Below are 10,342 nucleotides of genomic sequence, written 5' to 3' on the forward strand. Positions count from 1 at the left end.
ATGCCGGGCACGCCGATATCCTGCGCGAGGGCCTCGACGGCCGGACCGGGTTGCGCGCCGAACACGAGAAGCAGATCGACGAGGAAGCCCGTGCAACCTTCTCGATCTGCTCCGCCGCGCTGCCCGTGAGGAGGCTGGCGGGCGGCGCGGGCTCACTCCGCTGTTCCACACCAACATGACCCCGTATGGCGAGATCCAGCTGCGCACCGACCGTCGCTTGGACCTCACCGACCTCCCGACGACGTGAACGGCCCTACGCCGTCGTCCTCGCCCGGTAGGCGCGTTGCTGGCACGCCCGGGAGCAGTACTGGCGCGACCGTCCGGTCGCGGCGCGCAGGTCCTGGCTGCCGCACTCGGCGCAGCCCGGGTCTTCTCCGCCCAGAGTTTCGGTACACGGCTCCGGTTCCGTGAGCGGGGTGGTGGAGCCCGGTACTGGGGCCGATCGAGGTCGATCTGACGACGCTCTGGCCGTAGCGCGCCACCAGCGGCGCGAAACCAGCGCGGCCAGCCCGGCGCCGGCGGCGTTGAGCAGTACGTCGTCCACAGAGGACACCCGGTCCAGCCGCAGGACGTACTGCGCGGTCTCGACCAGGACCGAGCAGCCCGCCGCGAGCGCCAGGATCCGCGGTACCGACGCCAGCGCCGCGAACCGCAGCGGGGCGAAGAACCCCAGCGCCGCGAAAACCAGCAGGTTGCCGACGACCTGGACCGTCGCCGTCAGCGGGTCGCCTGCGAGGGTCGTGAGCAGGTCCCGCAGCGGCACCAGGCTCACTCGAGCGGGGACGGTGCCGGCCCGGCCGCCCGGCAACATGATCATCCATACCCACGGCACCGTCCCGTAGACGATGCCGACCTCGGCCAGCGACATCGCCCACGCCGGCGTGATGCCGGTGCCCCTCCGACGACGTGCCAGAACCCCCACCGTCAGCGCGGCCAACGGCAGTACGGCCACCGTGATGAGGGCCACGCCGGTGAACGTACCGACCCAGCCGTGCCACCCCTTGATGATCACGCTGCCTCCGCTTCCGTCCGACCGCGAAAACTACCCGCAGGTCAGAGCGATTTCTTTGATGTCCCCATAGATGTGACGGTTGTCCGGCTGTACCCCGCACCGTGGTGGATGCGGTGGAGTTCCTGAAGGCCGACCGGCGCAGGGGCGGTGTCAGCGCCGGCCGATGGTGCCCTCCGCCTGTCCGGCACGCCGGGCAGGCGGAGATCCCTTCTCATCGGGTCAGCCGCCGGGTCACCTCAGCCACCTGACCCGCCGCCGGGCGTAGCCCCGGTGATGGCCTGTATCTCCCGCCCGATCATGTCCTGCAGCGGCACGCCGTCGATGTTGCTGAGGATGACGCCGACCCAGCCGGTGTACGGGTAGATGGTCCAGTTGGCGGCGACACCGGGGTTGCCTCCGGCGCGCTGGTACTTCCACTGGCCGTTGACGATGGAGACCGGAATCCCGTACGCGCCGAACGACGCCGGTCCGCGGGGGATCTTGGCCCCGGTGAGCACGTCGGCCCAGGGCCGGTCCAGGAGCGTGCCGTCGCCCAGCGCGTGCGCGAACCGGACCAGATCCGGCGCGGTGGCGAAGCCACCGTCCCCGGGGGCATCGATGAAGGCGCGGCCCGGGTTGTCGCCGAGTACGTTCGGGTTCGGGCTGCTCTTGTCAAGGTTGCGGACGGCGTCGACCTGGCTGCCGTCGGCCAGCGTCATGTACGGGTGCGCGATGTCCTTGTCGGTGAGCCACTGCGGCCTGGTGTAGAACGCCGAGCTGGTCATGCCGCAGCGTTTGAAGATGTGTTCCTCGACGTAGTCCCAGTACGTCGTGCCGGTCACGGCCTCCACGATCAGCGCGGAAATGGAGACCTCCGCCTCCGCGTGGGCGGTGTCGAGGGTGCCCGGGGTGCCTACCAGTTTCGCCTGCCGGGCCCGCTGCTCGTAGTACTGGTGCACCTCATCCCGGCCCTGGAAGACGCGTTGCACGTCCTCATCCGGGCTGTCCAGCCCGGAGGTGCCGGACAGCAGGTGATGGATGTTCACCTGATCGGCGATGTCCTTTGCGAAGCCGGTCAGGTATGTGCCCACCGTGTCCGACAGCCGCAGCTCGCCCTGCTGGGCCAGCTGCAAGACGGCCACCGCTTCGAACGGCTTGCCCGCCGAGCTGAGGCTGAACGCGACGCCCTCGTGGTTGCGGATCCCCTTCTCCTTGTCGGCCATGCCGTAGCTGCGCGACAGCACCGTCCGGCCCTGGTGCGACAACAGCACCACGCCGGAGAACTTGCCCTCGGCGGCCAGCTTCGCCACGTACCGGTCGTAGGCTCCGCCGGGCCGGGTGTCCGGTGGGATGTCGGGGTCAGTCGGGGCCAGACGGTGCTGTCCCGCAGCTACGGCATGGCCGGGTCGGGCGCCCACCAGCGGCGCGCCGGCCGCCACCACGCCGGCTGCCGCCAACCCGCCCCACCCGAGCAGCCGCCGCCGGTCAATACCACGTACGGAATCCGAGTCCATGATCACGATCCGTTCCCGATCGACAAACCGACCGTTGCAGGTCTGCTACGGTCCATGCCTCCACTGAAGACGGAAGACTGTTGCGGTGGCGTATGCGATTTTCGATACGCCCGCGATACATCGAAGCCCAGGCATCAAGGAACTAGTGCCGCGGCAGGCAACGTTTGCCCGTAAAGGAGCGGCGTCCGGTGCGTGCTGTCGGCGTGCCGGCCGGAAGCCCTCGTACTGGATGTACTTGGGTTTTCGGCCGGTGCGGCGAGAGTGCGTGCCGGGCGTCGCGACGGGGCGAACGTTGCCTGTTGGGGCACTAGCGCAAGCTGGCAGTGAGAGGGCCCTGTCGCTGGTGATCGCGACAGCCCGGCTACTGCAGGTGCTGGACGACTCGTCCTAAAACATCGCACTGCCGAGCATCCAGGACAAGCTCGCCGTCACGCTTGCACGTCTGCCCTGGACCATGAACGCCTGGGAACCGCGGCGGCGGGACGCGCAACCACCGGAAGATCTGGACGGGTCCGCCCAAGTGGATGGCGGAGCTGGCCACAAAACCGTTGCCGCTGGAGTCCCTGAAAGAGTCGACGGGCCGTCGGCCGCCTGCTCCGACAACCCTTTGCCATGTGGATCTTGTAGTCGCGGACGGCGAAGTCGCGGTCGTGGGCGTCGGCGAGCGGGTCGCCGTCCAGTCCCCTGCCCTCCAGCCAGACCAGGAAGGTCATAGGCGCGGCGGGTGTCGCCGTCCAGCGGCGCCCGTTCCAGCGCCGCGGCGTCGGCGGCGTGGACCGCGGTGAACGCGGCGGGTACCGCCTGATGGCGTCGCCCCAACCTGGCCTCGCCATATCAAAAGTAGTTTCTCCGGGCTAAGCGTCGCCCAGGCAAGCTGGTGAGCGCCTTGCAGGCCGTTAAGGCAGGCTGCATATGTCGGCGATATGCCCTGCTGCTTAGGCTTCAGGGATGCGTGTGCTGATCGTGGAGGACGAGCGCTACCTGGCCGAAGCCGTCCGTGATGGTCTCCGGCTGGAAGCGATCGCCGCCGACATCGCAGGTGACGGCGACACCGCTCTGGAACTGCTGAGCATCAACGTCTACGACATCGCCGTCCTCGACCGCGACATTCCCGGCCCTTCCGGTGACGAGGTCGCCCGGCGCATCGTTGCCTCCGGCAGCGGTGTCCCGATTTTCATGCTCACCGCTGCCGACCGGATCGATGACAAGGCTTCGGGGTTCGAGCTCGGCGCCGATGACTACCTCACCAAACCGTTCGAGCTTCGCGAGCTCGTCATGCGGCTGCGGGCGCTCGACCGCAGGCGCGCGTACGCCCGACCCCCGGTCCGCGAACTCGCGGGCCTGCGGCTGGACCCCTTTCGCCGGGAGGTCTTCCGTGATGGACGCTACGTCGCGCTCACCCGCAAGCAGTTCGCCGTGCTCGAAGTCCTCCTCGCCGCCGAAGGCGGTGTCATCAGCGCCGAAGAACTCTTGGAGCGGGCCTGGGACCAGAACGCCGACCCCTTCACCAACGCCGTCCGCATCACCGTCTCCGCCCTGCGCAAACGACTCGGCGAACCACGGCTCATCGCCACGGTGCCCGGCGTCGGCTACCGAATCGACACCGGCATGGACCCCGTCCACCCTGGCAACCCTCATGACTAGACGCCCAGGGCTCAGCGCCCGACTGAAACTCACCATCAGCTACGCCGGATTCCTCCTCCTCGCCGGCGCTCTCCTGCTGGCCGTGGTATGGGTGTTCCTGCTGCGCTACGTACCCGACAGCCCCAGGGGCCTTCTCGGGGTCGCACCCAACCGCTACCTCCTCGTGCGCGTCTTCGCCCCCGCCGCGGCCACAGCACTGGCCTTCCTACTGGTGTTCGGCCTCCTGGGAGGATGGGTCCTCGCCGGCCGGATGCTCGCACCACTCACACGGATCGCAGACGCGGCACGGATGGCCTCGAACGGATCGCTGTCCCATCGGATCCGCATGGAAGGCCCCAAAGACGAATTCCGCGAACTCGCCGACGCGTTCGACACCATGCTCGAACAACTCCAATCCCACCTCGGCGAACAGCAACGATTCGCCGCGAACGCCTCCCACGAACTGCGCACCCCGCTGGCAATCTCCCAGACACTCCTCGACGTCGCCCGCAACGACCCCACACGGGACCAGGGCGAACTCATCGAACGCCTCCACACCGTCAACACGCGGGCGATCGACCTCACTGAGGCCCTCCTGCTGCTCACCCGCGCCGACCGCAGGAGCTTCACCCGCGAGCCCATCGACCTGTCCCTCATCGCCGAAGAAGCCACCGAAACACTGCTCCCCCTCGCCGAACAGCGTCAGATCACGCTCAACGCCACCGGCGAGAAAACACAGACCGTCGGCTCCGCGGCGCTCCTACTGCGGATGGTGACGAACCTCGTCCAGAACGCCATCGTCCACAACCTCCCCGCCGACGGCACCGTAACGGTCCACACCGAATCGCAACACGACGCGAGCGTGCTGCGGGTCGAGAACACCGGCCATCGGCTCCCACCGGAACTAGTACCGACCCTCACCGAACCCTTCCAACGCGGAACAACACGCATCCGCACCGACGAGCACGCCGGCGTCGGCCTCGGGCTGGCCATCGTGCACAGCATCGTCCGAGCACACGACGGGACCCTCGACCTCACACCCCGCCCCACCGGCGGTCTCCTCGTCACGATTCGGCTTCCCGCCACGCCGTAAGCATCGCGTCTGGTGGCGCTGGGCATGCTGCTGGGCAGGGCCCGCCGGGGCCGCAACCCCGAGCAGGCCGGCGCGCTGCTGCTCCAGGCCCACGAGGAGTCCCAGGGCGTGCTGACCGAACTGCGCGAGGTGGCCTGGCGGGTGTACCCGTCGGCGCTCGACAGCCTCGGTCTCGAAGAGGCGCTGGGCGGGGTGGCCGAGCGGTGCAGCATCCCGCTGCGGACGCACTACGAAGTCGGCGCGACGCTGCCCAAACCGGTGGAGACGGCCGCCTACTTCGTGGTGTCCGAGTCCGTGACCAACGCCGCCAAGCACTCCTCGGCCACGGCCATCTCGGTGCGGCTGACGCTCAGCGGCACCCTGCTCACCGTCCGGGTCGAGGACAACGGGACGGGCTGCGCGGACCCGTCCGGCAGCGGCCTGACCGGGCTGCTCAGCCGGGTGTCCGCGCTGGACGGCGTCCTGCATGTCGACAGCCCCCCGGGGGGACCGACCACCATCAACGCGGAGATCCCATGCGCGTAATCCTCGCCGAGGACTCGACCCTGCTCAGGGAGGGCCTGGTCCGGCTGCTCGTCGAGGAGGGCCACGACGTCCTGGCCGCGCTCGGCGACGCGGTGACGCTCCTCCAGGAGGTCGAGGCGCAGAAGCCGGACGTCGTCGTCCTCGACATCCGGATGCCCCCGACCCACACCGACGAGGGGCTGCGGGCCGCCGTGGAGATCCGCGAGCGGTGGCCGGAGGTGAGCGTGCTGGTGCTCTCGCAGCACATCGAGCGCAACTACGCGGCCAAGCTGCTGGCGTCCAACGCGGAGCGGGTCGGCTACCTGCTCAAGGACCGGGTGGCCCAGGTCGAGGAGTTCCTCGACGCGCTGGAGCGGATCCACGCGGGCGGGGCGGCGATCGACCCGGAGGTCGTCCGGCAGCTGGTCATCCGCACCACGCACGGCGATCCGCTCGCCCGGCTCACCCCGCGCGAGCGCACTGTGCTGGAGGCGCTGGCGCAGGGGCACACCAACACGGCCATCGCGCAGAAGCTGCACATCTCGCTGAGTTCGGTGGAGAAGAACCTCAACACCGTCTTCGACAAGCTGGAGCTGGGCCACACCACCGGCTACAGCCGGCGGATCCTGGCGGTCCTGCGGTACCTGGAGTCCTGAGGCCCGCCCGGCGGAGCCGGAGAACGCCGGGACCGGAGGACGGGACACGGACGACGGGTGGCAGGTGTACCAGTAGCGCAGCACGGCGCCCGAAAGGCCGTCTCACGAATGCGCGGCGACCTCGCGCGCTTCCGGGCCCGTGGCCTGCGGTGCGTGGCCGAGCTCGACGAACGGGGACGCGACTTCCTCGCCGGCGTCTGACTCAGCGGCCTCAACGGTGCCCGGAGAAGCGGCAGACAATCGGCTCCAGGTAGTCCGCGTGCGGACCGGCCGGACCGGCCAGTTCGTCCGGTGAGCGCACCAGGGCGATGTCGTCGAGTTGGGAAGGTCACCCTGTTCAACCGGAGCTTCGCTGCGTGCGTGACGGCCCAGCCCGCGCTCCTTGGGCCGCCGCGACCTGCGGACCCTCAGGGCTGGTCGTACCAGGAGAACGCCGCGATCCGCCAGCCCTCCGGGGTGCGGACGAACTGGAGGGTCTTGGTCCCGCCGCCCTCGAACGGCTCGCCGTCCAGGATGCCGGCCTTCCGGTACTCGCCGAAGCGCGACGCGATGTCGCCCGCGATCTCGGTTCGCTCGGAGGTCTCCCACTCCGAGAACTCGACCAACCGGCCGTCGGCGAGCAGGCGTTCGCGCGGCTCGATGAACTCGTCCACGGTGTAGACCGTGTACTTCGGCCCGGTCAGCACGATCACGCCACCCGGAATGACAAGCCGGCGGATCCGGGCCACGTCCGCGGCCTTGCCGCCGCGGTTGTCGAAGGCTCCGAAGAATTCGGCGGCTATCGCGTCAATCTCGATCTTGGACATGGCGCGACAGTAACACCGCTAGGGGGCAACGGACATGGCGTCGAGGCGACTTCGGCCCAGCACACCCACGAGATCAGGCGACTTTGCAACAGTCCTGGCTGTGCCCCGGTGGCCTCCTACGATCCGATGCATGGGTCCCGAGTTGTTGGAACGGATCACCGCGCGGCGCGTGGAACTGGATGAACTCGAAGAGCGGCCGGCCAAGGAGCTGGCGGACGTAGGGGCCGAACGGGACGAACTCGCCGTAGCCGAACGCGTCCTTGTGCGGGTGAGCGAGCAGCTGGTCGACGAGCGCGCTTCGGCCGTGCCGGTACCGGGCCAGGTGGGTGGTCGGGCGGTCATGCTGATCCCGCACCGCGCGCCGGACGTGGAGGAGAGCACGCTCCCGTCGGACTACCAGCGCATCCTCGCCGCCGTGCGGCAGGCCGCCGGACCGGTCATGGCCCGGCAGGTCGGCGAGATGCTGGGAGTGGACGTCAGCGTGCGGGCCAAGCTGGAACCGCTGCGCGGGAAGCTGGTCAGACTGGCCGACCGCGGCTGGCTGCGCAAACTTCCCGACGGCCGGTTCACAACCCGTCTCTGACCAGGCACGCCGCCGCCCGGAGCGGGGCGCCGCAGGCGTAACCGGATTGCCCCCGGCAGCCGTTGGACCTGTGTGACGAAAACCCAAGAACCCGCCGAGGACACCTGCCCGCTTGTCTACCAGTGCCGTCTGCCGCTGTCCACGAGCACCGTCAACCACCTCGCCGACGTGCTGCGCCGCCGCCTGAAGGCGATACGGTCCAGGTTGCGGATCTTGCCGCCCGGGAGGATCGCGCTGATCGTCCTGGCCGTGCTGCGTTACGACCAGCGCCTCGCCGACATGGCCGGCGGCAACAACGTGTCCGAGACCACCGTCCGCCGCTGGCGCGACGAACTGATCGCGCTGCTCGCCGCGCAGGCCCCTCGTCTGGACCGCGCCCTGAAGAAGATCGCCGAGCGGGGCGGGGAGGTCGTCCTGATCGACGGCACCCTCATCCCCACCCAGCGCCGCACCGGAAGAGCCGACCGACGGAACTACTCCGGCAAACACCACCATCATGGCCTGCACTTTCTCGCCCTGACCTTCGAGAGAGGCCACTTGATCTGGATATCTGCGGCCCGGCCCGGCCGCACCTACGACATCAGCGCCGCCCGCCACGATCACGTCCTGGCTCACCTGCGTGCCGCCGACCTCGGGGCCCTCGCGGACCTCGGCTTCCGCGGCCTGGACAACGACATCCGTGACCCCGTGATCGCTATCGGCTTCACCGCGACCCGCGCCCGCAAGATCACCCCAGGCCAGAAGGACGCCAACCGCGTCCTTGCCACCGGACGAGCACCAGCCGAACACGGCTTCGCCCACCTCAAGAACTGGCCGACCCTCACCAAACTCCGCACCAACCCCGCCCGCGCCGCCCACCTCCTGCGCGCTCTGCTGGTCCTGACGAACCTCGAAGTCAACCGCTGACTGTCTTCGATGGGTGGAGAGGTCTCCCTGCAGGAAGGGGAGTCAGCTCCACTGTCGATATGCGCTCTAGCTGGATTCCTCGCTGCTGCGCCGATCCGTAGGTTTCACGTCATGACGCTTTCAACCAGGCACTTACCGCTCGTCAACCGGCGACGTGGTCTGTTCATCTTCCTCGGTGTCGCTTACATCGGCATGTGGGCGGCCATGTCACCACTCCTGGCCAGCGGTTACCAGCGCGGTGACGCACGCGAGGAGACTGGTGCACTGGAGCAGGTGTGCATCGCGGCCGCGATGTTGGCGCCTGCCCTCGCCGCAATCCTCGTCGTCCGCTGGGTCGAGCGCAGCGGCCGGGTGCGGGACACGCTTGCCCTGCGCTGGACGAAGCCCTGGGGGCGTGCTGCACGGGCGTGCCTGATGGCTTTCGTCGTCCCCGCCGGCCTCACCACGGCTGCTCTTGTCATCGGTACCTTCGCCGGCCGTTACCCGTTCGGTGGAGTGCACTGGAACGGGCTCGGCTCGTGGGCGGCCGCAGCGGTGTTGAACATGCTGGTGTCGCTTCCGCTGTTCTTCGGTGAGGAACTGGGCTGGCAGGGCTACCTTTTTCCGCGCCTCGCACAGGACGGTGACCGCCGGAGCCTGATACGGGCGTACGCAATCACCGGCGCGGCCTTCGCCCTGTGGCACCTGCCCACGCTGCTGATGGGCGGCCAGTACCCAGGTCGGCCCTGGTATGTTTCGGTGCCCGCCATGCTGGTGAGTTGCCTCCTCATCCTGCCCGTCTTCACATGGCTGCGTCTGCGCTCCGGCTCGGTCGTACCCGCCGTCATCGGCCATGCGTTCGTGAGTTCGGTGAGTGTCGCCATGGTCACGGAGTTCGCCGATTCCAAGGAAGCACTGGATCCCCTGCACATGAGCATGGCCGGATGGCCCGGCTGGATCGTCACAGGCGCGTTCGTCGCCTTCCTGGCGCTGACCGGCCGACTCCAGCCATCCTTCTACACGGCCCGAACCGTCCCTCACCCCGCATCGATCCGCAGACTGTAAGTGCGTGTTCTGCGGGGCCGACCACGGGCCGAGCCACCAAGGCCTGGGCAAGGCGGTGCGGGCTGAGAGTCCACGGCCAGGTGCTCATCCACATTGCGTGAACCCGTTGACGTACGTCCCACGCACCGCACCCGTCCAGGGGCGGAGCCACGCAAACGGACATTGGTGTTCCCATCCTGAACGTCCATGTCGAAAACACGCTGACAAACGATCTACTCCGCAGACTGCCGCACACGACCAGCGCGAGCACTCCGGAAGACCGTCACACCAGCCCTTTGACCTGTGACTTCAAGTTGGCGGGGGCTCTGTGCGGTGCGGCGCAATTCTTCGGGGGAGATGGACGCACGTGCACGATGTAGTTGAGATCCTCGGACTGATCTGGGTCGAGCCACACCTCTCGTTGCCATGTCGGGCTGGCCAGCGCCACGACCGCGGGCACGACGTGTCTACGCGCTCGGCAGCCACGGCGCCGTCGACCGCGTCCACGGCGCGGCCGAGCACGCCTTCGACGTCGCCAGCCGGCCCTCTGAGGTTCCCCCGAGATGCGGGGAATGGTGACAGCGGGTCAGATGGGTCTCATGAGAGGAGCCCAGACGATGCCTGCGCCGAGGAAGTACCCGCT

9 protein-coding genes and 1 pseudogene are annotated in these 10,342 nt (G+C 68.6%); 7 read left to right on the forward strand and 3 right to left on the reverse strand.

Annotated features, from left to right (window positions below; all coding sequences use genetic code 11):
* Positions 1-253 precede the first annotated feature (253 nt).
* A complete protein-coding gene (locus AB0N06_RS36235; protein WP_366138944.1) occupies positions 254-1,012 on the reverse strand; it encodes a VanZ family protein in 759 nt (252 codons plus the stop codon).
* Positions 1,013-1,248: 236 nt separating this feature from the next.
* On the reverse strand, positions 1,249-2,505 hold the full coding sequence (locus tag AB0N06_RS36240) for a serine hydrolase domain-containing protein (protein WP_366138945.1): 1,257 nt from the start codon (positions 2,503-2,505) through the stop codon (positions 1,249-1,251).
* A gap of 948 nt (positions 2,506-3,453) precedes the next feature.
* Here AB0N06_RS36240 and AB0N06_RS36245 point away from each other — a divergent pair.
* The 4 genes and pseudogenes from AB0N06_RS36245 (at position 3,454) to AB0N06_RS36260 (ending at position 6,381) form a co-directional block, all read left to right on the forward strand.
* Positions 3,454-4,149: a response regulator transcription factor gene (locus AB0N06_RS36245; RefSeq protein WP_366138946.1), complete on the forward strand. Its 696-nt coding sequence runs from the start codon at positions 3,454-3,456 to the stop codon at positions 4,147-4,149.
* Entirely contained in the window at positions 4,142-5,221 is a 1,080-nt protein-coding gene (locus AB0N06_RS36250; protein ID WP_366138947.1) for a HAMP domain-containing sensor histidine kinase, read from the forward strand. Before AB0N06_RS36245 ends, AB0N06_RS36250 begins: the two co-directional genes overlap by 8 nt.
* 6 nt (positions 5,222-5,227) lie before the next feature.
* Positions 5,228-5,746 (forward strand): annotated as a pseudogene (locus AB0N06_RS36255) (ATP-binding protein); the annotation flags it as partial.
* Positions 5,737-6,381 (forward strand): response regulator transcription factor, encoded by a 645-nt coding sequence (locus AB0N06_RS36260; RefSeq protein ID WP_366138948.1) that lies wholly within the window; start codon positions 5,737-5,739, stop codon positions 6,379-6,381. The pseudogene AB0N06_RS36255 and the gene AB0N06_RS36260, both read left to right, overlap by 10 nt.
* A 407-nt stretch (positions 6,382-6,788) precedes the next feature.
* Here the strand turns inward: AB0N06_RS36260 and AB0N06_RS36265 are convergent, their stop codons facing one another.
* Positions 6,789-7,187, reverse strand: a complete 399-nt coding sequence (locus AB0N06_RS36265; protein WP_366138949.1) for a nuclear transport factor 2 family protein — start codon at positions 7,185-7,187, stop codon at positions 6,789-6,791.
* Between the two features lie 130 nt (positions 7,188-7,317).
* On the opposite strand from AB0N06_RS36265, the gene AB0N06_RS36270 reads away from it, so the two are divergent.
* From AB0N06_RS36270 to AB0N06_RS36280, 3 genes are all read left to right on the forward strand, one after another.
* Positions 7,318-7,770 carry a hypothetical protein gene (locus AB0N06_RS36270; RefSeq protein ID WP_366138951.1) on the forward strand — a complete coding sequence of 151 codons (453 nt, stop codon included), beginning with the start codon at positions 7,318-7,320 and terminating at the stop codon, positions 7,768-7,770.
* Between the two features lie 72 nt (positions 7,771-7,842).
* Positions 7,843-8,676, forward strand: coding sequence for a transposase family protein (locus tag AB0N06_RS36275; RefSeq protein ID WP_366138952.1), 834 nt, complete (start codon positions 7,843-7,845; stop codon positions 8,674-8,676).
* A 111-nt stretch (positions 8,677-8,787) separates the two neighbouring features.
* Positions 8,788-9,720: a CPBP family intramembrane glutamic endopeptidase gene (locus AB0N06_RS36280; protein ID WP_366138953.1), complete on the forward strand. Its 933-nt coding sequence runs from the start codon at positions 8,788-8,790 to the stop codon at positions 9,718-9,720.
* Positions 9,721-10,342 lie beyond the last annotated feature (622 nt).

This window comes from Streptomyces sp. NPDC051020 (assembly GCF_040683105.1).
Taxonomy (GTDB): Bacteria; Actinomycetota; Actinomycetes; order Streptomycetales; family Streptomycetaceae; genus Streptomyces.